At 61.2% G+C, this 23,028-nt stretch carries 22 protein-coding genes and 1 pseudogene; 20 read left to right on the top strand and 3 right to left on the bottom strand.

Annotated features, from left to right (window positions below):
* The first annotated feature begins 129 nt into the window (after positions 1 to 129).
* Complete coding sequence (locus NKJ90_RS20555) at positions 130 to 678, top strand: invasion associated locus B family protein (RefSeq protein WP_245266820.1); 549 nt, start codon at positions 130 to 132, stop codon at positions 676 to 678.
* Positions 679 to 788: 110 nt separating this feature from the next.
* Here the strand turns inward: NKJ90_RS20555 and NKJ90_RS20550 are convergent, their stop codons facing one another.
* Positions 789 to 1,796: an AraC family transcriptional regulator gene (locus tag NKJ90_RS20550; protein ID WP_023761879.1), complete on the bottom strand. Its 1,008-nt coding sequence runs from the start codon at positions 1,794 to 1,796 to the stop codon at positions 789 to 791.
* A gap of 221 nt (positions 1,797 to 2,017) precedes the next feature.
* On the opposite strand from NKJ90_RS20550, the gene NKJ90_RS20545 reads away from it, so the two are divergent.
* From NKJ90_RS20545 to NKJ90_RS20505, 9 genes are all read left to right on the top strand, one after another.
* Positions 2,018 to 3,400: an FAD-binding oxidoreductase gene (locus NKJ90_RS20545; RefSeq protein WP_023761880.1), complete on the top strand. Its 1,383-nt coding sequence runs from the start codon at positions 2,018 to 2,020 to the stop codon at positions 3,398 to 3,400.
* 177 nt (positions 3,401 to 3,577) lie between these two features.
* The gene (locus NKJ90_RS20540) at positions 3,578 to 4,108 is read left to right on the top strand and encodes a hypothetical protein (RefSeq protein WP_352486668.1); all 531 of its coding nucleotides are present in this window, start codon (positions 3,578 to 3,580) and stop codon (positions 4,106 to 4,108) included.
* A 78-nt stretch (positions 4,109 to 4,186) separates the two neighbouring features.
* Positions 4,187 to 4,315 carry a hypothetical protein gene (locus NKJ90_RS20535; protein ID WP_023761882.1) on the top strand — a complete coding sequence of 43 codons (129 nt, stop codon included), beginning with the start codon at positions 4,187 to 4,189 and terminating at the stop codon, positions 4,313 to 4,315.
* Between the two features lie 158 nt (positions 4,316 to 4,473).
* Positions 4,474 to 7,566: an ATP-binding protein gene (locus NKJ90_RS20530; protein ID WP_050589586.1), complete on the top strand. Its 3,093-nt coding sequence runs from the start codon at positions 4,474 to 4,476 to the stop codon at positions 7,564 to 7,566.
* The gene (locus NKJ90_RS20525; RefSeq protein WP_023761884.1) at positions 7,566 to 8,714 is read left to right on the top strand and encodes a YcaO-like family protein; all 1,149 of its coding nucleotides are present in this window, start codon (positions 7,566 to 7,568) and stop codon (positions 8,712 to 8,714) included. The genes NKJ90_RS20530 and NKJ90_RS20525 overlap by 1 nt, the downstream gene beginning before the upstream one ends.
* Before the next feature lie 61 nt (positions 8,715 to 8,775).
* Positions 8,776 to 9,444, top strand: a complete 669-nt coding sequence (locus NKJ90_RS20520; RefSeq protein WP_352486666.1) for a TfuA-like protein — start codon at positions 8,776 to 8,778, stop codon at positions 9,442 to 9,444.
* Between the two features lie 85 nt (positions 9,445 to 9,529).
* A complete protein-coding gene (locus NKJ90_RS20515; protein WP_032908001.1) occupies positions 9,530 to 10,711 on the top strand; it encodes a gluzincin family metallopeptidase in 1,182 nt (393 codons plus the stop codon).
* A gap of 28 nt (positions 10,712 to 10,739) precedes the next feature.
* Positions 10,740 to 10,955: a hypothetical protein gene (locus NKJ90_RS20510; RefSeq protein ID WP_352486665.1), complete on the top strand. Its 216-nt coding sequence runs from the start codon at positions 10,740 to 10,742 to the stop codon at positions 10,953 to 10,955.
* Positions 10,956 to 11,047: 92 nt separating this feature from the next.
* Complete coding sequence (locus NKJ90_RS20505; protein ID WP_352486664.1) at positions 11,048 to 11,461, top strand: hypothetical protein; 414 nt, start codon at positions 11,048 to 11,050, stop codon at positions 11,459 to 11,461.
* 275 nt (positions 11,462 to 11,736) lie between these two features.
* Here the strand turns inward: NKJ90_RS20505 and NKJ90_RS20500 are convergent, their stop codons facing one another.
* Positions 11,737 to 12,666, bottom strand: coding sequence for a LysR substrate-binding domain-containing protein (locus tag NKJ90_RS20500; protein ID WP_023761888.1), 930 nt, complete (start codon positions 12,664 to 12,666; stop codon positions 11,737 to 11,739).
* Positions 12,667 to 12,945: 279 nt separating this feature from the next.
* On the opposite strand from NKJ90_RS20500, the pseudogene NKJ90_RS20495 reads away from it, so the two are divergent.
* The 10 genes and pseudogenes from NKJ90_RS20495 (at position 12,946) to NKJ90_RS20450 (ending at position 22,328) form a co-directional block, all read left to right on the top strand.
* Positions 12,946 to 13,529: pseudogene (locus tag NKJ90_RS20495) on the top strand (DUF308 domain-containing protein).
* 196 nt (positions 13,530 to 13,725) lie between these two features.
* Positions 13,726 to 14,049, top strand: a complete 324-nt coding sequence (locus NKJ90_RS20490; RefSeq protein WP_245266821.1) for an acylphosphatase — start codon at positions 13,726 to 13,728, stop codon at positions 14,047 to 14,049.
* 93 nt (positions 14,050 to 14,142) lie between these two features.
* Positions 14,143 to 14,796: a Rieske 2Fe-2S domain-containing protein gene (locus NKJ90_RS20485; protein WP_023761891.1), complete on the top strand. Its 654-nt coding sequence runs from the start codon at positions 14,143 to 14,145 to the stop codon at positions 14,794 to 14,796.
* Positions 14,793 to 15,638, top strand: coding sequence for an aromatic ring-hydroxylating oxygenase subunit alpha (locus tag NKJ90_RS20480; protein ID WP_023761892.1), 846 nt, complete (start codon positions 14,793 to 14,795; stop codon positions 15,636 to 15,638). The genes NKJ90_RS20485 and NKJ90_RS20480 overlap by 4 nt, the downstream gene beginning before the upstream one ends.
* Complete coding sequence (locus NKJ90_RS20475) at positions 15,635 to 16,294, top strand: glutathione S-transferase family protein (RefSeq protein WP_023761893.1); 660 nt, start codon at positions 15,635 to 15,637, stop codon at positions 16,292 to 16,294. The genes NKJ90_RS20480 and NKJ90_RS20475 overlap by 4 nt, the downstream gene beginning before the upstream one ends.
* 1 nt (position 16,295) lies before the next feature.
* Entirely contained in the window at positions 16,296 to 17,675 is a 1,380-nt protein-coding gene (locus NKJ90_RS20470; RefSeq protein WP_023761894.1) for an amidohydrolase, read from the top strand.
* Positions 17,676 to 17,701: 26 nt separating this feature from the next.
* Positions 17,702 to 18,799, top strand: coding sequence for a BMP family ABC transporter substrate-binding protein (locus NKJ90_RS20465; RefSeq protein ID WP_198032272.1), 1,098 nt, complete (start codon positions 17,702 to 17,704; stop codon positions 18,797 to 18,799).
* Positions 18,800 to 18,802: 3 nt separating this feature from the next.
* Positions 18,803 to 20,323 carry an ABC transporter ATP-binding protein gene (locus NKJ90_RS20460; RefSeq protein WP_023761896.1) on the top strand — a complete coding sequence of 507 codons (1,521 nt, stop codon included), beginning with the start codon at positions 18,803 to 18,805 and terminating at the stop codon, positions 20,321 to 20,323.
* Positions 20,320 to 21,420, top strand: coding sequence for an ABC transporter permease (locus NKJ90_RS20455; RefSeq protein WP_023761897.1), 1,101 nt, complete (start codon positions 20,320 to 20,322; stop codon positions 21,418 to 21,420). The genes NKJ90_RS20460 and NKJ90_RS20455 overlap by 4 nt, the downstream gene beginning before the upstream one ends.
* Positions 21,417 to 22,328 (top strand): ABC transporter permease, encoded by a 912-nt coding sequence (locus NKJ90_RS20450; protein WP_023761898.1) that lies wholly within the window; start codon positions 21,417 to 21,419, stop codon positions 22,326 to 22,328. Before NKJ90_RS20455 ends, NKJ90_RS20450 begins: the two co-directional genes overlap by 4 nt.
* A gap of 202 nt (positions 22,329 to 22,530) precedes the next feature.
* Here the strand turns inward: NKJ90_RS20450 and NKJ90_RS20445 are convergent, their stop codons facing one another.
* Entirely contained in the window at positions 22,531 to 22,734 is a 204-nt protein-coding gene (locus NKJ90_RS20445; RefSeq protein ID WP_023761899.1) for a CsbD family protein, read from the bottom strand.
* Between the last annotated feature and the right edge of the window lie 294 nt (positions 22,735 to 23,028).

Raw genomic sequence — 23,028 nt, 5'->3', positions numbered from 1 at the left:
TCACAGTATCTTAGTCGGCTTTCTTGTCTCCGGCCCAGCTTTCGGAACCGTCCCGACTGTTGTATCAAGCCCTACCGAGGCGAATACCTGGTGGGGCGAGGAAACATGCAAGGCATCCGACAAAAGATCATGGTATTTATTTTAGCGCAAGCTAATCTACTTGGCGTGGCGGCGGGATGCGGCGCCCTGTGGCTGGCCTTGGCGGCAGCGGGACCGGCCCTTGCCGAAGACGCCAAGCCGGCCCAGCCGAAACCTTCCGATGCCAATCCGTGGGCGGTGAACTGCTCCAGCGGCTCTGCGAACGCCGAGCTTCAATGCCAGGTGTCGCAGAACCTGACCGAAGCCAAGACCGGACAGCGCGTGCTGACCGTGACCGTGCGCCGCGACAGCGGCAACGGTGGCCTCGCCATGCTGCTTGCCTTGCCGCACGGGCTGTTCCTGCCGTCCGGCGCCTCCTTCCAGATCGACCAGGCCCAGAAGACGATCCTCGCGATCCAGACCAGCGACCAGAACGGCGCCTATGCCGCCACGCCGCTGTCGGCGGACCTCGTCAAGGCCATGAAGTCCGGCACAAATCTGAACATCGGCATGGAATCGGTCACTCGCAAGCCGGTCACCATTCCGGTGTCGCTGGCCGGCTTCACGGCCGCCGTCGCCAAGCTGGAATCGATCAAGTAATTGGGCTGTCCGCTGACGGCCGGTTGGTTGCCGGCAGAAACGGGCATTCGAGCTCTGCGTCGACGTCGGCTTGGCACGCAGCCCGAGCCGTGAACACGCGCCATTTTTGCCTACTGAACGACGACAGAGGCCAACTTTTGGGCTTTCAGCAAACCCGAACGTCCCTTGCGCCAGGTACCAGGTGGAATGCCGACGAACTTTTTGAAGGCGCGATTGAACGCGGCCTCCGACTCGTAGCCGACCTCAGCTCCCACCTGCGCGATGCTGACATCGGGCCGTTCGAGCAGGCGTCCCGCCAGCTGCAGACGCCAGCGCGCAAGATACTGCATGGGCGAGACCTCGACGTAGTGGCTAAAGCGGCCCGCAAAAGCAGTGCGCGAGAGCCCTACGGCGCGGGCGAGACGGTCCAATGTCCATTCCTCCGTAGGGCGTGCGTGAATGAGTCGGAGCGCCTCGCCGACGTGCGGATCGCGAAGGCCGGACAGCCATCCACGCGAGTCCTCGGGCAGGGTCTCAAGATAGCCGCGGATGACCTCGACAAACATCAATTCGCTCAACTTGGCGAGAACCGTTTCGCCACCGGCGCGCCCGCTGCCACCCTCAGCCAACGCCTGGCGAAACAGGTCAGTAACCCAGCTGCTGCCGTCGGCAGGTTTGTGGGCGCACAGTATGGCCGGCAACGCGGCGAGCAGGGGATTGAAGGGACGCGCATCGCAGCCAAGGTACCCGCAAATAAACCGGGTCCGCTCGTCTCCACCACCGCCATGAATCACCGCGAACGGCAGGTTCTCGTCTACCGGCCGGTAGTACATTGCCATGTTGGCTTTGCCCCGCGTCCCCGGCGAGGAACTCATGACATTCGGGGCACCTCCGGGGAAGACGACGATATCGCCGGCGTTAACCCGTACCGGAGGCATAGAATCGTCTCCCAGCGCGGCCCAGCACGATCCAGACATCACTGCATGAAAGGAAATGACGTGCTCGGCCTCCGGCATGATGGCGGCGGCAATCTGGGCGGTACCCGGCGACTCTCCGACCCAGGGAGAACTGGCGTCGATGTCGAAATAGATCGCACCCGTCAGGCGAACGGCTCGGAGCACATCGGAAAGGACATCCATGCACTACACCTCCGGAAACGATCGACTACTCCCTGAATGACGAATTTTTCGGCCGGACATCCCGAACTATCCAGCAATACGGCCATATGAGCAAGCGCGCATATGCGCGATCCTACTCTGAACGATCGGGCAACAGAATTGGACGATGTGACATTTTCGCGAGCACCGGATGGGCTAGCGTCCATCGACCGGACCGACAGGTTTCGGTAGGGAGGAATGCCATGAACGACGAAGACATCACCAAATTCGCAGCAAGCCTGCGGGGCGAAGTCATCCGCACCGGCGACGCGAACTATGACGAGGCCCGCAAGCTCTACAACGGCATGATCGACAAGCGACCGTTGGTCATCGCCCGCTGCGTTGACGTCGCCGACGTGATCACAGCGGTGAATTTCGGTCGCGACAACAAGTTGCTGGTTGCGGTACGTGGCGGCGGCCATAACGGACCGGGGTTAGGGAGCTGCGACGACGGTCTGGTGATCGACCTGTCGGCGATGAAAGGCGTGCGCGTCGATCCGGACGTCTGTACGGCGCGGGTAGGCGCGGGCTGCACTCAGGGCGACGTCGACCACGCCACCCATGCCTTTGGGTTGGCTGTCCCGGCGGGCATCATCTCGACCACTGGGATCGCCGGACTGACGCTGAGTGGCGGCCACGGCTATCTGACGCGCAAATACGGTTTGACCATCGACAATCTGATCGAGGCCGATGTCGTGCTTGCCGACGGAAGCTTCGTCACTGCCAGCAAGGAACGGGACCCCAACCTGTTCTGGGCGCTGCGTGGCGGTGGCGGCAATTTCGGCGTCGTCACAAGTTTTGTGTTCCAGCTTCACCGGGTCAACATGGTCTTTGCGGGGCCGATCGCATTTGATCAACAACACGCCCGTACCATCATGCAGCGTTATCGCGAGTTCCTGCCGGACGCGCCCGAGGAACTCGGGATCTTCCTCGGGCTCAAGACGATCCTCTCGAGCGCGCCGTTTCCGGAAGAGTTTTGGGGCAAGCGGATGTGTCTCCTGATGTGTTGCTATAGCGGCCCGGAGGAAAAGGGTAGAGAGGCGCTGGCCCCGCTCATCGATGCGCTCCCTGCGCCTTGGTTCAATTGGATGGGAACGATGCCCTATCCCGCCGTGCAGAGCATGTTCGACGGGCTCTACCCGAAGGGGATGCAGTGGTATTGGCGGGGCGATTTCGTCAAGACACTGTCTGACGCGGCGATTGACGCTCATCTCAAGCAGGCGGCGAAGACGCCGAGCGAGCTATCGCTCATGCATCTCTATCCGATCGATGGCGCCGTTCATCGAATCGGCAAAGACGAGACAGCTTGGAATTGCCGTGATGCGACCTGGTCGATGGTTATCGCAGGGATCGATCCGGACCCACAGAAAGCGGGGCCGGTGACGCGCTGGACCAAGGCCTATTGGGAGGCGGTGCATCCGTTCGATCTGGGTGGCGCCTACCTGAACTTCATGATGGATGACGAGGGCGATGCAAGGCTCAAGGCTGCTTATGGAGACAACTACGAGCGCCTGGCTACGCTGAAGAAGACATACGACCCGAACAACCTCTTCCGGGTGAACCAAAACATCCGGCCGGCTGCCTGACGGGCGGCCGCTCGTCAGGCGGACCGGCGTCACATCCTGAGTGACCCCCGGTAATATGAGGAGTATCTTATGTATGCGGCGCGTTCCAGATCCTAGGGCAGCAGCCAACTCCAAAGAGCGGGAGCTGTGCTCGTTGCGAACTCGCCGGCAAAATCTGCGCTCGCTAAGGAGGAGGAAATGCGCATCCATTCAAGCCCTGTGTTTTTGGCAGCTATTGCCGCCGCTTGGGCATTCCCCGCACCTGCGGCTGACAAAAGCGATGAGCAGTTGATTGAGAATGCGATTACGGCAGCACCGGAGGCTGTCGGCAAAAACGCCGCCGTCGTGAACTGGGAGATGAAGACGTTGAGGAAGGGCACGAACGGCTTCACTTGCATCCCGGACGACCCTGGAACTCCCGCCGATGACCCGATGTGCACAGATGAGAACGGGATGGCGTGGATGCACGCGATCATGTCAAAGAGCGAGCCACCGAAAGGCAAGGTCGCTTTTGCCTACATGCTGAAGGGCGGCGATGCAGCCAGCAATACCGACCCCTTTGCAACCAAGCCGGCGGAAGGGGCCGAATGGCTATATGACGGTCCCCATGTCATGATCATGAACGCACCGGAAATCATGGCGTTATATCCCCACGAACCAAACCAGACACAGCCATATGTCATGTTCCCCGACACGCCCTACGCACACCTGATGATTCCAGTGAAGTAGTCCAAGCAAGACCTGCCGCTTAACGCAGTGGCAGGTCACCCTCGTGGACGGGAGGTTTGGGTTTTCAAGCTCGCGGCCATGACGTTAGCAGCCGTGCTTATTGCAGGCGCTGCGCTGGCGCACAAAGAGGCGACGGGTACCATCGCCGAGCGCATGACGGCGATGAAAAACATGGGCCGCGAGCTGAAGGCAGGCGAGAGGTCCTGAGCAGCCGTCGCAGGTTCCGGCGATCGCCGCTCTGTAATTTGTGCTCTGTCATACTTTTGATAGTATGCCCTGTCAGCGAGGGTGACATGTCGCATAAGAGCCGAGTTGATGTTCCGAAGGCGGGGACTGGCTCGCGCCTTCCGATCGGCAGGGGGTTGATGGACGACGGCGTCGAGTCCCGTCACGAGCGGCGCGTATTAACCGCCCTTTGCTACGATCTTGTAGGCTCCACCGAGTTGCTCGGCCTGCTCGGCATCGAAGATTTTGAGGAACTTATCTTGGCGTTTCAAATGGCCGCCAAGAAAGCAATCGTATCGTGCTCCGGAACCGTGAGGGTCGAGGTCGGCGACGGCGGCGTCGCCGTGTTCCCAGTCGATCTGGGTGCGAAGGATGCGGCGTCGCTGACAATCAGCGCCGGACTTGAGATCGTCAGGGCGTGCAAGCTCCTTGCCGCGGAAAAAGGGAGGAGCGACCTGCATGTAAGGGTCGGCGTGGCGACCTCGATGACGCTAATCCTGAAGGGCGACACCGCTGTAGGGCAAGACACGGTAACCGGCCCTGCATTCGCGCTGGCAACCAGGCTGCAGGCAATCGCCCGGCCAGATACCGTCGTCGTGTGCAACGAGACGCGCAATCTGACACGGCGCTCACACGTATTTAGCTTCTGCGGTTCTCACGTCATCAAAGGCTTCGCGCACCCCGAGCAGGTCTGGCAGGCGCTGAGCCACAAACGGGGGGTAGACCGTTTCTTCGCGTTCGGACGCCTCACCAGCCCCTTGATCGACCGCACGGACGAGGCCGAGCTGATACATGAATGTTGGAATGAAGCTGTTTCGGGACGTGGCCAGGTCATCGTGATCGAGGGCGAAGCCGGCATTGGCAAGTCGCGCATCCTGCACGAGGTGCGTCGGCGAACGCGCTTCCAACGCAACAGGTTGCTCCTCTTCCAATGTATGCCAGGCGACTCGCGTTCGACGCTGTATCCACTGCGGCAGGCGATGCTGGGCAATTTCGACGACGGCGGTGCACTCACCCCCGCGCTTCTAGCCGAGGCGTTCGCCGCACATGACGTTCACGACGCCGAAGTCGTCGACATCTTTTCTTTTCTGCTCGGCGTGGAAGGCGCGGGGTCCGGTTTCCATGAGATGGGCCCGGAAGCAATCCGGGAGAAGGCCGATTGGGCCGCGCGCCATGCGTTACAAGCAACGTGCGCCGGTGGCCCAGTGGTGTTGATCGTTGAAGATATTCATTGGATCGACCTGACGTCGAAGCAGCTGCTGGGTGAACTTGCAAAGCTGGTTCCGAGTTCCCCCGTGCTCTTGATCGCAACGACGAGGCCGGGATCTGGCGACTGGCTGGACGAAAGAAGCAAGCATGTCCTGCTCGCTCCCCTTGAGCATGCCGACACCTTGCGGGCAATCGCAACGATGTGGCCTCAAGGCAAGCGAGCGCCTGCGCCTGAGTTGATAGAGTTGGTCGAGCGCGTCACCGGCGGTGTACCCCTGTTCATCGAGGAGGTTTGCCAATGGATGGCGGAGAATGCCGCTAGCGGTACGGAGCAGCTGCCACAGGGCGTTTCGCTCGGCCGCGCGGCGGTATTGGAAACAGTGATAGATGCCCGGCTGGAGCCTCTCGGCCGCGCCCGCGAGGTGGCGCGAGCGGCCGCCGTCGCGGGCAACAGATTCAGCCTGGACTTGCTGTCGGCGCTCTTGCCGGAATTTGACCGGGGCACGATCTCTGCGGCACTCGATGCCCTGGCCGAGGCAGGCTTCGTACGTGCCAGGCACGCAGCGGCGACAGTGTACGCGTTTCGGCATACGCTCATCCAAGAGACGATCTACAATGGAACACTGCGGAAACGGCGGCAGACTCTGCATCAGCGTCTTTACGCGGTGGCTAGCGGCAACCGCAGCCTCGTTGGCTGGCTAACAACGGCAGCTCTTGCCGATCATGCTGAGCGAGGCGGCCTGCTTGACGAAGCGATCGGCGAGTTCGTCAATGCCGGCATGGAAAGCTCGTCCCGCTCGGCCATGGCTGAGGCAAGGCAGCTGCTCGAGCATGCCATCGCGCTTTGCGGGCAGGTTTCTGATCATGACAAACGGGATGCGCTGCGGCTCTCGGCGATGGTTGTGCTCGGGCCGATACTGACTGCCGTCGAAGGGCCAAATTCCGAACACGCCCGCAGGCTCTATGACGACGGCGTAAAGATCGCACGGCGTCGGCCGATAGCGGAGCGCGCCAAGTGGTTCCCGATCTATTGGGGTTGGTGGTTCACGGGTTCGGTCGTTGATGGCGAGCGGGCGCAGGCTGTCGTCAATGATTTGAAGGAGGTTAACGACCCCGAGATTCAGCTCCAGGCTAGGCACTGCTTGTGGGCGGTCGATTTCAATCGCGGAGACCATGGTGGATGCATAGCCGCGATTGATGCTGGATTGCCGCTCTATGACGTGAGCCAGGGGCACGCGAATGCCACGCGTTTTGGGGGGCACGACGCGCGCGTATGCGGCTTGGCGCATCGTGCACTGTCGCTGTGGTTTTCGGGACGAGCGACGAGCGCTCTCCGCTCCATGTCGGAGGCCCGCCGCTTGGCGCAGCAGACTGGCCATGTCAGCAGCATTGCGCATGCCTGTATCAACGACGCGATGCTGAGTTGCTATCGCCGCGACTTCGCTTCGTTGCGTGACGTGATTGAGGATCTGCGACAGCTGACGGCGCTTCATCACCTGCCTTCGATAGTCGTCTCGGCACAGATCTTCGAGGGCTGGTGCGATGGCAACGCTGGCCAACTTGAGCGGGGCAAGGACAAGATGCGTGAGGGCCTCGGGCTGCATGGACAAGTGCAGACACCCGAGGACGAGCCCGTCTATTGCGGCATGCTGGCGGAACTTCTCGCGCGCTCGGGTGAGATCGGTCATGCGCTTGCGCTGCTTCATTCGGCGGTGGTGCAGGCCGAGGCTGGTGGCAGCCGATATTGGCTGGCGGAACTACATCGGCGAATTGCACAACTGCTCGTCCTTGACAGGGCGGCAGCCAGCCGGGTGGCGGCTGCCCTTGAGAAGAGCCTCAATACTGCAGCCGAGCAAAATGCCGTGCCCATCCTCATCGCGGCCTACGAGACGCTCAGCGCGTCAAATCTCTCGCCCGTACTGCTTCGGAGCTACAACGACCGTGTCGAAGCGGCAAGGAAGTCGGTTGAGCCCGGCGAACCGCTGGTCGTGAACCCTGAGCCGGAACTGCGGGCCAGCCGATAGTGGAACAATATGAGCGCGTTGGTCCTCCGGCAGACGAAGCGCTGACCTATCTGATGTCGATGCGACAAACGTTGGGCATCACCCGTATTGCGGACATTACCGGCCTGGACCGTGTCGGCATCCCGGTCGTGCAGGCAACGAGGCCGTTCTCGTTTTCAAATGCGGTCGCGCAGGGAAAGGGTGCCAGCCTGGCTCGCGCTGCCATATCGGCCATTTTGGAATCCGCTGAGAGCTTTTTCGCCGAGCGCATCGAACATCTTGATGCAGCTTACGCTTCGGCCAAGTTACTCGGAATACCCTACGGGCGATTTGAGACGTGGCTGCGAGAGCCCGCACCTGCTGATTGGCGCGGCCGAGAAAACGCTTGGGTAGAGGCGGAGAACCTGCTGGGCGGCGGCCGCGACTTCGTTCCGCTGGAATTGGTGCACACGGCCTATCTCGTACCGCCCAGCCCCCGTGACGGAATTTTCACGCCAACGACAACCGGACTGGCGGCCGCGCTTGATGAAGCAGACGCCATCACACACGGAATATTGGAATGCGTCGAACGCGATGCCATCGCCCGCGCTCTCAAGACACATGGTTTTCTGCAACACCAGCGAATCGATCCAGCGACCATCGATGACGCAAGGGTCTTGGCCCTATTGGATGAACTTGCACGAAAGGACATGATCGTCGGCCTTTGGCTTGCGCCGTCGCCTGTTGGCCTGCCTGTGATTTGGTGCCATCTGATGGAAAGCAATCCTCGCGAGACGGCATTGCTCCATCTGCCAGCCGACGGCTCGGCCGCTGCATTCGATCCGGCGGCAGCCGCCGTCCAAGCGATCCACGAGGCGGCGCAGGCGCGGCTTGCGGCAATCTCGGGTGCACGCGATGACATGACACGGACGTCTTATCCGAAATATCCCGACTGGCAGCTTATCGAGGCGCACCGCCAGCTGATCACCGGCGGCCGCAAGGATGTGAGCTTCACCCGTCAGCCTGCCTATCGAGTGGCGGGCGGGCAGACCTTGCTTGGTAGCCTTCTCGCGAGACTGGAGGAAAGCGGAATCAACGCCGTGTATCTGATCCGCCTCAACACCAGCCCTTGGAACCGACTGTCGGCCGTCAGGATAGTTATCCCCCAATTGTACCCTTTGGTGGAGTGAGCGGATGCGACCTCGGCTCGTTTTCACCGGCCCCACGCTATCGCACCCAGAGGCACAGCAAGTGGCCGACGTGATCTGCCTGGCGCCCGCGGTGCAAGGCTCGATCATAGCTGCTGTGCAGCGTTATGACCCGGCTGCAATTGTCATCATAGACGGCGCCTTCCAGGCTGAGCCGGCAGTGAGGCACAAGGAGATACTGTGGGCGATCAGCCAGGCCATCCCGGTGATTGGTGCTGGAAGCATGGGAGCCTTGCGAGCCGCCGAGCTTTACCCATACATGCACGGCGTTGGCCTTATCTATCGATGGTACCGCCGCTTTGCTTTCCTGCCTGATGACGCAGTGGCAGTGCTGTACGGTCCGAAGGCGGTGAATTTCTCGCCCCTAACGCACGCTTTGGTTGATTTGCGAATGACCGTTCGCGCCGCTTGGAGGCGGAACCTGATCTCCACCGATTTGTCAGGAAGGCTTGAGAATGCGGCGCGGAACCTCAATTTTAGGGAACGTACGCTGTCGCGAATGGTCCGCGAGGCACTACGGGAAGCCAGTGACCATGATATCGAAGCCTGCCGGCAAATTCTCGCAGGAGCTTTCATTCAGCAAAAGAAACGCGATGCACTGTCAGCTCTGCAACTTGTGCAAGAAAATGCATTGGTGGCGGCGGAATTGAGGAATTTCAGAATGACGGTCGCGTTTGCCCAAGATCTGGAGGACGCCGGCTTAGCAATCTGACGACAGAGTTGCCGGTGATACCTGGTGCAATTTACGAAATGCAGGCTTCGTGCTAGTGTCGCCGACCATGAGAGGGGCCGCGCAAGTGAACGCGCTCGATGTCGCCGGTCGGGCGGGGATGTCGGCTGGAACACGCTTCCTGCTATACCCACAAGCGCCTCACGTTTCTGGGTACGAGCAACCCGAGGCGGTCTGGATTTCAACATCGCCTGGTTTGATCCATCCGGGCCCGGAGGATCATCGCATATACGTGCGTGATCCCTTGCTGGACAAGCAGCCGTACGGGTATCCCTACCTGCCGCCCTTCGTCGGCGCGTATTTCCCACCCGCCGAGCCCGGCGTTGATGGTCATTTCGACCACCTCGCTCTTCAGTCGCGCCAGTTCCTGGCAGCGCATGCGTTCGCGGCTGCGAGCCGGGTGCTGGACATCTGGGAAAGCTATCTGGGCAAGCCGATTATCTGGTACTTCGCCGAAACATACGAGCGGCTTGAGATCATTCCCTGGGTTGACTGGGAGAATGCGCAATCGGGGTATGGCTATCTGGAGCTTGGCCGCGAGCGTGGAGCCGACGGGAGCGGCCATCCGTACGCCCTCAACTTCGATGTGATCGCGCATGAAATGGGTCACTCCATACTCTTTTCTCTCTTCGGAGTGCCCACGCAGGGCCTGCAGGACGGCGATTTCGGGCCGTTCCACGAAGCCAACGCCGATCTTATTTCGCTGCTTTCGTTCCTGCATTTCGACACCGGGATGGATCGATTGTTACGGCACAGCCAGGCAAACCTGCTTGTCCTCAACGAGCTCAACCGCATCGCCGAACTGACGGGCGACCGACAGATCCGCCTCGCCAGTAACTCGCGCAAGATGACGGAAGTGACCGAAGAGATTCATGACCGGTCTCGCCCATTCACGGGAGCGGTGTTCGATACCCTGGTCGATCTCTACCATGCCGGCCTGGTGCGGCAGGGCCTGGCCGACGAGCGCCTGCTTCGCTTCGACATCAGGCAGGTTAGTGAAGCCGACATGCGGCGCATCTCTAACTTTACGGGCGATGCATTCCGGGCCAGTCCGTTCCTTTTCAAGACCGAGCTAGTCAAGGCGCGCGACGATGTCGCGCTTTCGCTCGCGCGCGCGTGGACGCGCCTCGATGCCGACCATCTCACATTCGCAATCGCAGCCTCCACCATCATCGAAGTGTCCGACCGCATCCGCCCGGCGATAGCGGCAAGCTTCGAAGAGAACTTCAGATGGCGGGAAATTTTATGAATTGGTGATTGCAACGGAGGGTAACGACATGAGCGACGATTTTCACCGACCGACACTGACCTTTCCCGATGGCGCATATAACGCCAGCCAAGTAAGGCTCTACGGCATCCCCGGGAGTGGCGGTCTCGTGTTCCCAGGGAACTCAAAGGCCGTCGGCACAAAAAATACAAGTATTTCGTCAAACATGTCGACGGGCGATCCCAAAAAGATGAGAAAGCAAACGCAGAAGTTAAGAAAATCGTAGAAGAATTAAGAGGCAAAGGAAGAAATATATTATCTGATGAAGAAATATTCAAGAATCTTATTACATTACCGCCGTTTCCATTACCTACAGGAATGTCGTACCAAATTGTACTCGACACGCGAAAGTTTGGAAAAATTGCTTTATCAACATTAGTAACACTCGAAGAGGCAGCAAGGGAAGGGAAATTTCTTTCCTGTGGCATTATTGTTGGTTATTCCTATGAAGGACAGTGCTATGATTTACCAAAACCGAAAATAATGCTGATCTCGGCCTTTCCTCAAGAAATTCCACTCGACGATTGCGGCTATGACAAGAAAAAGCCGAATGTGGGGGACAGATACATGCTTTGGATAGTCGACAAGCTTGATCAGTGCATTGAATTCGAAACGAACCAGGGGTTCGTCGAGCAGATCGTTCTCGAAGCCAATATGCCGGGTAAGCGCTCGCCCACGATGTATGCTTCCCGGATGATGACGGGCCATCGCGGGGGGAGACTTGGCGACTGACAGACGCGAGTGCGCGCATGACCGATGGCGAGTTGTTGTCGGCTAGCCCCCGGCTCGGCTTCCAGGGTTGTTGTCCAAATCCACCGGCCTATGGCGATTATACACCGCTATAACTCAGCTTGCCGGACTACTGGCCGCTTTGACCTTTGTTGGCGAATTGGCGGTTTTCGACCCCACGGTGGTGATGCGGCAGTCGGCGGCAATATCGCACAAGCTTTCGCTTGGCGCGATGATCTCTGGAAGATCACGCTGAGGCGTCGCGTGATCGTCAGTTCTCAAGTTATGAAACTGGCAGCGACCTCTTCGAGCGTCCGTTCCATCCATAGATGGCCGGGATCACTGTCGTTCCGCCGGTGCCAGTAGAGACGTTCCTCGATGATCGGCATGTCGAAGGGCACTGGAAGCGCCCTCACATTGTAGCGGTCGCTCTGCATCGCAACCAGCAGCGACGGCAGGATCGTCGCCATATCAGTCCTGCCGACCGTATTCAAAGTGAGATGGAAGTTCGGCAGCCACCCGCATGTGTGCGGTTGCTTAGGCTGCTGGCGCCAAAGCTGCTCAGCGACGCCAGCGATCACCCCGCCAAACCGAGTCTCGATATATCCCATCACACATAGCTCGTCGAAAGTGATGGTCTGGGCGGTGTGCGCATTATCTTTGGAGATCGCCACAACGAACTTGTCAGTGAATAGTTTCTGCGACCGTATGAACTCGTCATAGGCCTGCATTTTGTCGAGCAGTCTGGCTGAGATTGTGATCGCGAAGTCGATCTGACCGTCCAGAATGCGGTCTGCGGTATCCGCCGACAGCTCCTCGAACTGCACGCTGATCAGCGGAGCGATCTCCCGCAGCGAAGATATCAAATGCGTGGCCAGAAGCTCGCAGCAGTAGGTTGTCGCAGAAATCCGAAAAACACGTCGCGCGGCCGACGCATCGAAGCTGGTCGGCTGATCGTTAAGCTCGCTGACCTGAGAGAGAATAGTCTTGACAGGGTCGGCGAGCGCGCGGCCCCTGGCGGTCAACTCGAGATTGCGGCCGATTTGCTCTAGCAGCGGATCGGCGAAATGGTGGCGCAACTTCCGCAGCGCCGCGCTCATCCCGGGCTGAGAGATGTGAATGCGCTCCGCGGCGCGGGTGACATTCCTTTCGGTGAGGAGCGCATCGAGCGCAACCAGAAGATTGAGATCGAGCCCTCGAAGATGCATCCGATCCCCCAATATGTGCCGATAAGAGCGAGGGTTTCTAGCTTTTTAGGTCCGTTCGAGCACCAATGCAAATAAACCACCTGGTTAGCACGGAGCCTTCTCTGCCGATCTTGCGGGGGGTTCGCAGATTACAGACGAACTCGGCGCCTCGCGGCAAGGGACTGATGATCAAGGGATTCCTGCGAGGAATATCCGAGCTGGATTGCTGGTATTTGAACAAACGATTTCCGTGCCGACGATCCGTCTTCTAGCTGGTAGGCAATGAATAGGAGACTCGACATGGTTACGCAGACGATCGAACACCGACCCGCCCCGTCGGCCTCGGGCTGGCTCAAGCGCTATTATTTCACCCGGTTCGCCTTCTCGGCGGCGTGGGTCGTGATTGCCTTCTCGGTCGCCAAGAGCGTGCCACCGCTCGCCGCGATCATGCTCGTCGGCTATCCGGCCTGGGACGCGCTCGCCAACTTCATCGATGCCCAGCGCAGCGGCGGCCTCGGCCGCAACAAATCGCAGCTGCTCAACTTCATCTTCAGCATTCTCACCGCGATCGCCGTCGCTGTCGCGCTTCGCAGCAGCATGCACAGCGTGCTGATCGTCTTCGGCATCTGGGCCGGCTTCTCCGGCATCTTCCAACTCGCCACCGCCGTTGGTCGCTGGAAATCCTTCGGCGCCCAGTGGGCGATGATCCTGAGCGGCGCCCAGTCCGCCCTTGCAGGCGTCTTCATGATCTTGATGGACCAGACCCGGTCGGCATCGCCAACATCGCCCCCTATGCGGCGTTCGGCGCCTTCTATTTCGCCGTCTCGGCCATCTGGCTCGCCATCAGCGATGCGCGAAAAGGCGTGATTCGCACCGCGAGCTAAGACGCGGCGCCAGCCACGCCTTCGGGCCGCGGCTCCGACCCCATTTCCCAGTATCGGCTTTGGCTTTTTATGCCCTTTCGCCCCTCGCAGCCGTTCGCGTATGGATCCGCTGCAATTGCACGCGTCGATTACCACTTCCGCCCGTTCGGTCTCACGCTATGCTGCTGACCATGATACCAAAGCCGCGAGGTCCGTCATGATGAAGCAAGGTCAGCACCATGAGCGGATGACCATTCGCGGCCAGCTCCAACCCGCGTCCTTCGTGCCCTGGATCATGCGCCATGCGGCCAAGCTTGGTCTCGCGCACCATGTCACTCATGCAAGTACCGATCGCATCGAGCTCGATATTGCCGGTGCGGCGGAACTGATCGACATGATGGAGATGGGGTGTTCGCTAGGGCCCATCGAGGTCTGGGTCGAGACGATCGACCGCGCGCCTGTCGAGCAAAAAACACATGGCTTTGCGCGTGGTTACCGTCCGTCTGCACTTAATTTAATCAATGTTGCAGTTGCGAAATAATTATGCATACGTCAGACTATCGAGCGGTTCGCCAACTCCTTGCGCTGGCATCTCTGGCCGGCAAACAGTGGTATCAGTACGGAAAGTAAGGTCATGCTGTCCGACAAGACGGACACCTGGGTGCCGGTCGCCCTTTCCCAGGATCTGCCGACAGGACAGGCAATGCCGGCGCGGACGCTCGCCGGTCCCATTGCCCTCTGGCGAAGCCAATCGGGGCGCTTGGCGGCATCGGCGGATCGCTGTCCACACCGCGGCATGCGCCTCTCCCATGGCTTCGTGCGCGGCGAGGCGCTCTCCTGCATCTATCACGGCTGGACCTATTCGCAGGCCGGTCGGTGCCTGCGCATTCCCGCCCATCCCAGCCTCACGCCGCCGGAGACGATTCGCGTTGCGACCCGGTCGGTCGAAGAGGCAGGCGGCATCGTCTGGGTTGCTGATGGAGAGCCCGACGGCAAGCCACCGCTTTTCGAGGGTTACGTCCCGCTCCGTTCATTGACGGTCCGTGCCGGAGGTTCGGCACTTTCTGCGGCTACCGGTACGAAGGCCGCCGTGGAAGGATTCGTCTGGCGGGCGCCCGGCGCGCCAGCAATCCGCCTGCTGCCCGTCCCGCAGGAAACCGGCGAGACGCTGATCCATGTCCTTGTTCCAGCCGATTGCGGTGTGTCCGAGCGCGTCGCCGCCTCGCGAGCCGCCGAGAGCCTTCGGCGCATGGCCGAACGGATCGAGGCGAAAGAGGCCGTGCCATGAACGACGATGCGATGCGCGACGAATGGTATCCGGTCGGGCTTTTCAGCCAGCTCGACCGCGGTGGGCGCGAGACCACCCTGATGGGCGCGCCGATCAAGGTTGCGCTCGACGCCAATGGCGCGGCGAAAGTGACAGGAGAAGACGGGCGCGTGCTGCCGGTCTCGGTGCGCTATGGCCATATCTGGTCGTCGCTCGGCGAACCCAGGAAACCGGTCTTTCCGATTCCCGAGGCGGACCAGCCCGGGCGCCGCTTCGTCGATGTCGGTGTGGTGCGGGTGCGCTGCTCGCCGCTCCGCGCCGTCGAAAACTTCCTCGACATCGCACACTTCCCCTTCGTCCATACCGATATTCTCGGCTCGGAGCCGCATACCGAGGTCGAAGACTACAAGGTTGAGATCCGCGAGGAAGAGGACGAGGTCTGGGCTACCCAGGTGAAGTTCTACCAGCCGCAGGCGGCGAAATCGGCGAGCGGGGGTATCACGACGGAATATATGTACCGGGTGCCGGCTCCGACCTGCTCGGTCCTTTACAAGACCTGCCCGCCGCGCCCAGGCGAATGGGATGTCATCGCGCTGTTCGTCCAGCCGCTTGCGGAGGACCTCTGCGACGTCTGGCCGTGGATGGCGCTCTTCGACGACGAGACCCCACTGACCGACCTCATCCATTTCCAGCAGACGATTTTCCTGCAGGACCGCTCGATCCTCGAAAACCAGATCCCGCGGCTTCTGCCGCTCGATCCCGGCATGGAAATCCCGACGCGCGCCGACCTGACTTCGGTCGCCTATCGCCGCTGGCTGAAACGCCACAATTATACCTACGGCGCGCAGTTGGTGGCACAATGAGGCTTTACGACTACGTCCTCTCCCCAAGTTGCTACAAGGTGCGCCTGATGGCAGCGCTGTCGGGCGTGAAGCTCGAAATCCGTCCGGTCGACTTCCATCCCGGCGCCGAGCATCGCGGCCCCGAGCTCATGGCGCTTAATCCGGGAGGCTCCATCCCGATCCTCGAAGACGGTGACCTGATCCTGACCGAATCTTCCGCCATGCTTGGCTATCTCGCCGCGAAGGCAGCACCGGCCTGGCTCGGCAGCGGCGCCCCTGAGGAGACGGCGCGCATCCAGCAATGGCTTTCCTTCTCGCACAGGCTGACCGCCAGCCTCGGCGGCGCGCGCCTGCACGAGATGCTGCTGCGCCCCGGTGACATCGGTGCGCTCCAGGCCAATGGCATAGCGGCACTGCGTGAACTGGAAGCCGGCCTCTTCGAACAAAAAATGCGTGGCAATCGGTTTCTCGCGTGCGACCGGCCGACGATTGCCGACATTGCCTGCTTTCCCTATGTCGCGCTGGCGCCCGACGGAGGCGTTTCCCTCGACCCGTATCCCACGATCCGGCTCTGGTCGCGAGCGCTCCGCAGCCTCGACAACTTCATCGAGATGCCCGGTATCCACCGGCTGCACGAGCTGAAGCCCGAACCGCGACCATGCCCGGACGAGGCGTGAGATGACCGGCTATCTCCTGAAGAATTGCGCGGCGGTCATCACCGATGAGGGCAAGGGTCCGAGCGTCCGGCGCAATGTCGATGTGCTGACGAATGGGCCGCGGATCGAGGCAATCGGGGAAGGCCTGCACAGAGGCGAACTGCCGGCCGGCACCATCGTGCAGGACGCCGACGGCTGGTTCGTCTATCCCGGCCTCGTCAACACGCACCATCATTTCTTTCAGTGCTTCGTGCGCAACCGTGCCGAGCTCGACTGGACGAAGCTGTCGGTCATCGAATGGCTCGACCGGATCTATCCGATCTTCTCCCGGCTCAACGAGGATTGTTTCTACCACGCCTCGATCACGGCGATGGCGGAGATGATCAAGCACGGTTGCACCACGGCCTTCGACCACCAGTACAATTTTCCCCGCCATGCCGGAAAGCGGCTCATCGACCGGCAGTTCGAAGCAGCCGACCTTCTCGGCATGCGTTTCGACGCAGGCCGCGGCGGCAACACGCTGCCGAAGTCGGAAGGCTCGACCATTCCGGACGAGATGCTGGAGACCACGGACGAATTCATCGCCGACTGCGCTCGCCTCATCGACACTTATCACGACACCAGCCCCTTCAGCATGCGCCAGGTCGTCGTCGCTCCCTGCCAGCCGGTCAACTGCTACCGCGAAACCTTCGTGGAATCGGTTTCGCTGGCGCGTGATCGCGGGTTGCAGATGCACACCCATGTCGGCGAGGGCGAAAGCCCGGTCATCGAAGCCCGCCATGGCATGCGCACGGTGGACTATCTCGAGGAACTCGGATTTGCCGGCCAAGACACTTTCTATGCCCATTGCTGGGAGCTGACGCATGACGAACTACGGCTGATGGCGGCGAGCGGCACCGGCGTTTCGCATTGCCCGGAGCCGGTCTATCTGGTGGGTGCGCAGGTGACCGATATTCCCGCCATGTCCGCCTTCGGCCTGCGCGTCGGTCTCGGCTGCGACGGTGCCGCCTCGAACGACAATTCCAACCTCATGCAATGCATCCATTCCGCCTACATGCTGCAATGCCTGGCGGCCTCGACGCGCGCTCATCCGGTGCCCGCGCCGGCCGATTTCCTCGGCTATGCGACAACGGGCGGCGCCGCGCTTCTCGGTCGCAAGGACATCGGCCGACTGTCGCCCGGCATGGCCGCCGATCTCTTCGCGATCGACACGCGCCGCATGGATTATGTCGGCACGCGCCACGATCCGTTGAGCCTGATTGCCAAGGTCGGCATCGGCATGCCAACCGACATGACCATGATCAACGGCCGCATCGTCTGGGAAAAGGGTGCGTTTGCCGGGCTGGACGAGGCCCGGCTTGCCGCGGACGCGGAAGCCGCGCTTGCTACGGTGGAATTCTGATAACTTAAAAAAGGGGAACTGACATGCTGAACTACCTGACTCGCAGAACTCTGATGAAGGGCCTTGCCGCGACGGGGCTTGCCGGCGCGCTTGGCGGCCGTCCCGCCCTTGCGGCCGACGAACCGCTGGGTATCACGCTCGTGCTCCCGTCGCCGGTCGGCGATGTCGGCTGGGGCCATGCGCTCGCCGCCGGCCTCGAGCCGGTCAAGGCCGCATACGGCGACAAGGTGAAGATCACCGTCATCGAGAACATCGCCGAGGGGCCGGACGCCGACCGGATCATGAACAAGACCGTCGCCGACGGTAACAAGTTCCTGATCGCCGGCTCGTTCGGCTACCAGAATGGCGCACTGCAGATCGCCCGCCGCGATCCTTCAGTCACTGTGCTGCATGCCTCCGGCTTCCAGACCGCACCGAATTTCTCGCCCTTCGCGGCGAAGTATTTCCAGGGCACTTACCTGCTCGGCATGGCCGCCGCAGCTCTTTCCAAGACCGGCAAGTTGGGCTCGGTCTCGGCCTTCGCCATTCCGGAGCTGATCACCTCGATCAACGCATTTACGCTCGGCGCGCAGACCGTAAATCCCGCTATCGAGGTATCGGTCGTCTGGGTGAACTCCTGGTTCGACCCGGCCAAGGAACAGGAAGCCGCCAAGGCGCTGATGGCACAGAACTGCGACGTGATCTTCTCGAACGCGCAGGATACGCCCTCGGTCATCTCGGCCTGCGAGGAGGCTGGCGTCTACGCGTTCAACCTCAATTCGTCGATGAAGAAATATGCGCCGAAGAAATATCTCGGCTGCATTGCGACGGACTGGTCGCCCTTCTTCAAGGCTTCCGTGGATGCCCATATCGCCGGAACCTTCAAGGGCGCCAACGCCTTCCTTGGCGTCGCCGAAAAGGTGGTAGAGGTCGTGGACTGGAACTCGGATGTCCCAGCCGACACGATGGCGAAGATCAAGGAAGTGGCGGCGAAGATCGCCGACGGCAGCTTCTCGCCCTTCACAGGCCCAATCTCCAAGGCCGATGGCAGCGAAGCCGCCGCCGCCGGTGCGACGATAGCGGATCCTGAGATCGTCGCGATGGACTGGCACGTCAAGGGTGTCACCACACCGCTGCCCAAGTAAGTCATGACCCCGCCCCTTCTGTCGCTCCGCGGCATCTCGAAGAGCTACGGCCAGATCCGTGCCAACCAGGCCATCGATCTGGACGTGGCGCCCCAATCGATCCATGCGATTCTAGGGGAGAATGGGGCGGGCAAATCGACGCTGATGAAACTCATCTATGGCGTTGAACAACCGGACGAGGGCACCGTCGTCTGGAACGGAGAGCTCCTGAGCCTTGCCTCGCCGGCCGAGGCACGGCGCAGGGGCATCGGCATGGTCTTTCAGCATTTCTCGCTGTTCGAGACGCTGACGGTTGTCGAGAACATCCAGCTCGTCGTGCCCGGCAGCAAGGCGGAGCTGGCGGGGCGCATCCGCATCCTCGGCCAAGATTTTGGCCTTGAAGTAGATCCTCTCGCCGATGTGCACGCGCTTTCGGTCGGCGAGCGGCAGCGGGTGGAGATCATCCGCTGCCTGATGACGGACCCGAAGCTGCTCATTCTCGACGAGCCGACCTCGGTGCTGCCGCCGCAGGCGGTGAAGAAGCTGTTCGACACGCTCAGGCGCCTTCGCGATCGCGGCGTGTCCATCCTCTTCATCTCCCACAAGCTGGAGGAAATTCGCACGATCTGCGACCGGGCGACCATCCTGCGTGGAGGGCGCGTTACTGGCACCGTCGACCCGCGCGACCACGATACGCACGACCTCGCCCGCATGATGATCGGCCGCGACATGCCGGAGGTGATGCCGGCATTGGCCATGCCCGAGGGGGAGAAGCGGCTGGAAATAATAGGCATGGATTACACGCCGGATGACCCCTTTGCCACGCCGCTCTCCGGTATCAGCCTCACGGTACGATCGGGCGAGATCCTTGGCATAGCCGGAATCTCGGGCAATGGCCAAGGCGAACTTGCCGCGCTCATCTCGGGCGAAGCCATGCTGAAGGAACAGCGCGACCGGATCTACATGATGGGCCGCGACGTAGGCACACTCGATGCGGCGGCGCGCAGGAGATTCGGGTTCGCCTTCGTGCCCGAAGACCGGCTCGGGCGCGGCGCGGTCCCTGAAATGTCGCTCGTGCTCAACACCGTTCTTACCGCCCATCCTTTCGATCTCGTGAGGCACGGCCTCATCGACAACGCCGGAGCGACGGCTTTCACCAGCGAATGCATCCGCCAGCACGACGTCCGCGCCTCCGGCCCGGCTGCCGAAGCGGGCTCGCTGTCCGGCGGCAACTTGCAGAAATTCATCGTCGGTCGCGAGATGATGCTCTCGCCAAAACTGCTCTTCGTGGCGCAGCCGACCTGGGGCGTAGACATCGGCGCTGCGTCCGCCATCAGAAGGCGACTCATTGCGTTGCGCAACGAGGGCATGGCGATCCTCGTCATTTCCGAGGAACTCGAGGAACTCTTCGAGCTCTGCGATTTCATCCAGGTGCTGCATCATGGCATGCTCAGTCCGCCTCTGGTCACGCGGGACGCGCGCCCCGAAGACATCGGCCGATACATGATCGGCGCTCATGCCTCGCCAGAGAAGGTTCCTGCATGAACATTTCGGCCGCGACGTTCCTCCCCGCGCTCGTCCGCCGGGAGCATGCCTCGCTCGTCGCGGCCATGCTGGCCCCGGTTGCCGCGCTTGGCATCGCGATCTTCCTCAATGTGGGCCTTTATGCGCTGATAGGCCGCGATCCGGCGACCGTGCTGTACGCGATGCTTCTCGAGCCGTTCCTCTCCTGGACATCGTTCGCGGAGGTGCTGCTCAGGGCCGGGCCTCTTCTCCTCATCGCGCAGGGGCTGGCGATCGGTTTCCGCGCAAAGGTTTTCAACATCGGCGCGGAGGGCCAGTTCATCCTCGGCGCTATTTTCGCCTCGGCGATCCCTGTCTGGTTTCCGCAGGTGACCGGGCAGTGGATCTGGCCGTTGATGCTGCTTCTCGGGGCCCTCGGAGGTGCGCTTTGGGCATCTATCACCGCCTTCTGGCGCGTCAGGTTCAATGCGAACGAGATCCTGGTCTCCCTGATGCTGAGCCTCGTTGCCGCGCAAGTCCTCAACTACCTGCTGCTCGGCCCCTGGAAGGACCCGGCCGGCTTCAATTTCCCACAATCCGTGATGTTTCAGAACGACGCGATGGTGCCGACCCTGATCGCGGGTACCCGCGTCAACGTCTCGCTGCTCATCGCACTCGCGCTTTCGCTGGCGGCCTGGGTTTTCATGCAGCGAAGCTTCATGGGTTATAAGCTCCAGGTCGGCGGCCTTGCCCCGCGCGCGGCCGGCTACGCCGGCTTTAGCGAAGCGCGTGCGATTTGGCTGTCGCTTCTGATCGGCGGCTTCGTGGCGGGACTGGCAGGCGCCGCGGAAGTCGCGGGGCCGCTCGGCCAGTTACAGCGCTCGATCTCGACCGGCTACGGCTATGCGGCCATCATCGTCGCCTATCTCGGCGGCTTGCATCCGATCGGCATCATCTTTTCTGCGCTCTTCATGGCCGTACTCTATATCGGCGGCGACGATGCGATGGTGTCGGCAAACCTGCCGATCGCCGCCGTCCGGGTCTTCCAAGGCAGCTTGCTGCTTGCCTATCTCGTCGCTGTGGCCTTCGTGCGCTACCGCATCGAGTGGCGCCGCCCTCATCTCTGGAGCCAGCCATGAACGCCGTCGAGTTCATTATTTCGGGGATGCTCGCAGCCGCAACCCCCTTTCTGCTTGCCGCACTCGGCGAGCTGGTGGTCGAGCGCGCCGGCGTCCTTAACCTTGGCGTGGAGGGCCTGATGGCCCTCGGCGCGGTGCTCGCGTTCATCGTTGTCTACCATGGCGGTGGACACTTGCTGGGCTTCGTCGCCGCCGGTCTCGGCAGCGCCGTCCTGTCCCTCGTCTTTGCAGCGCTGGCACTCGGTTTCAGGGCAAACCAGGTCGCCACAGGCCTTGCGATCGGCATCCTCGGCCAGGGCCTTTCGGCGCTGTTCGGCAAAAGCTACGAGAGCCTGACGGTCAAGGGGCTGCCGAAACTTGCCTTTCCCGGCCTCTCGGAAATCCCGGTAGTCGGCAGGCTGTTTGTCGAGGACGTCGTGGTATGGCTTTCCCTTGCCGTGACGTTCGCGATCTGGGCGATGTTTGCCTATACGAGGGTCGGCCTTGTCGTGAGGGCAATCGGCGAGAATCCCAAGGCTGCCCACGCCATCGGCTATCCGGTCATCGCAATCCGTGTCGCGGCGATAGCCTTTGGTGGCATGATGGCGGGTTTTGCCGGCGCCTATGCGGCAGCAGTGTACACGCCCCTTTGGGCGGACGGCATGATTGCCGGACGTGGCTGGATCGCGATCGCACTCGTTGTCTTTGGCACCTGGCTTGCTGGCCGCATCTTCCTGGGTGCCTGCCTCTTCGGCGCGGTTTCGTTGATGAGCCTCGCCGCCCAGGCGACCGGTCTGGACGTGCCGTCGCAACTGCTTTCCAGCCTTCCCTATCTCGTTACGATCGTCGTGCTCGGTATCATCTCGGCGGACCGCCGCCTGCTCAGGCTGAACGGCGTCGCCTCGCTTGGCGAACCCTTCGAACGCTAGCCACGATGTGGATTTGCGAAGCTCGGCGCAAGTTGAAGCGCCCTTGGCGGTCGACTGCTCGCAGGCAATCAGGCAGCGACTGGCAAAAATTTACGGCGCTCGACCAAACCCGTGGCGGTCGAGAACCGCGTGCATCGTCGAGATCGCTCCAACGAAAGCGGCGCAATCCATAACGCCTCAAAATTGATTGGCTCAAAGCTGTCTACCAGCCTTGTCGGCTGTACCATTCGTCGATGTCTCGGCGTACGCGATCCTTCGCCAAGCCGTAGCGTTCCTGGATCTTGCCTTCGAGCTGATCGCGCTTGCCGGCGATGCGATCGAGATCATCATCGGTGAGCTTGCCCCACTGTTCCTTCACCTTGCCTTTGACCTGCTTCCAATTTCCTTCGACGCGGTTCCAGTCCATGGTGGCGAACTCCTTCGTTTCTCTGGTGGAAAAACGGTCGTATGGCCGTGGGGTTCCGCTACAATGCCGAGAAGCGACAACCGCGATTGGAAGCGGATTTCGTTTCGATCAAACAGCCTCGATGGAACATTAGCAGTTTCTAAATGTTGATGTGTGCGGCAGGCGGTGCCCTCCATCGCCTGCTGAAGATTGGGGCGACAGCCCCGATCGGCCCGCGCTCTCCGCCAGAGGCGCGGGCTTTATTTTATCAACTCACCAAGGGAAGCGATGACCGACAAACCGGTAACAAACTAC

The sequence above is a fragment of the Mesorhizobium sp. M0051 genome, assembly GCF_040323235.1.
In the GTDB taxonomy this organism is placed as follows: domain Bacteria; phylum Pseudomonadota; class Alphaproteobacteria; order Rhizobiales; family Rhizobiaceae; genus Mesorhizobium.
This window is presented reverse-complemented; position numbering and strand designations above follow the sequence as displayed.

Bases quoted from the DNA above. Each gene is read 5' to 3' on its own strand.
- NKJ90_RS20555 (WP_245266820.1), top strand. From the start codon at position 130: ATGGTATTTATTTTAGCGCAAGCTAATCTACTTGGCGTGGCGGCGGGA.
- NKJ90_RS20490 (WP_245266821.1), top strand. From the start codon at position 13,726: ATGATGAAGCAAGGTCAGCACCATGAGCGGATGACCATTCGCGGCCAG.
- NKJ90_RS20445 (WP_023761899.1), bottom strand. From the start codon at position 22,734: ATGGACTGGAACCGCGTCGAAGGAAATTGGAAGCAGGTCAAAGGCAAG.
- NKJ90_RS20485 (WP_023761891.1), top strand. From the start codon at position 14,143: ATGCTGTCCGACAAGACGGACACCTGGGTGCCGGTCGCCCTTTCCCAG.
- NKJ90_RS20450 (WP_023761898.1), top strand. From the start codon at position 21,417: ATGAACGCCGTCGAGTTCATTATTTCGGGGATGCTCGCAGCCGCAACC.
- NKJ90_RS20455 (WP_023761897.1), top strand. From the start codon at position 20,320: ATGAACATTTCGGCCGCGACGTTCCTCCCCGCGCTCGTCCGCCGGGAG.
- NKJ90_RS20550 (WP_023761879.1), bottom strand. From the start codon at position 1,796: ATGGATGTCCTTTCCGATGTGCTCCGAGCCGTTCGCCTGACGGGTGCG.
- NKJ90_RS20470 (WP_023761894.1), top strand. From the start codon at position 16,296: ATGACCGGCTATCTCCTGAAGAATTGCGCGGCGGTCATCACCGATGAG.
- NKJ90_RS20530 (WP_050589586.1), top strand. From the start codon at position 4,474: ATGGACGACGGCGTCGAGTCCCGTCACGAGCGGCGCGTATTAACCGCC.
- NKJ90_RS20505 (WP_352486664.1), top strand. From the start codon at position 11,048: ATGTCGTACCAAATTGTACTCGACACGCGAAAGTTTGGAAAAATTGCT.
- NKJ90_RS20475 (WP_023761893.1), top strand. From the start codon at position 15,635: ATGAGGCTTTACGACTACGTCCTCTCCCCAAGTTGCTACAAGGTGCGC.
- NKJ90_RS20480 (WP_023761892.1), top strand. From the start codon at position 14,793: ATGAACGACGATGCGATGCGCGACGAATGGTATCCGGTCGGGCTTTTC.
- NKJ90_RS20460 (WP_023761896.1), top strand. From the start codon at position 18,803: ATGACCCCGCCCCTTCTGTCGCTCCGCGGCATCTCGAAGAGCTACGGC.
- NKJ90_RS20510 (WP_352486665.1), top strand. From the start codon at position 10,740: ATGAGCGACGATTTTCACCGACCGACACTGACCTTTCCCGATGGCGCA.
- NKJ90_RS20535 (WP_023761882.1), top strand. From the start codon at position 4,187: ATGACGTTAGCAGCCGTGCTTATTGCAGGCGCTGCGCTGGCGCACAAA.
- NKJ90_RS20545 (WP_023761880.1), top strand. From the start codon at position 2,018: ATGAACGACGAAGACATCACCAAATTCGCAGCAAGCCTGCGGGGCGAA.
- NKJ90_RS20540 (WP_352486668.1), top strand. From the start codon at position 3,578: ATGCGCATCCATTCAAGCCCTGTGTTTTTGGCAGCTATTGCCGCCGCT.
- NKJ90_RS20500 (WP_023761888.1), bottom strand. From the start codon at position 12,666: ATGCATCTTCGAGGGCTCGATCTCAATCTTCTGGTTGCGCTCGATGCG.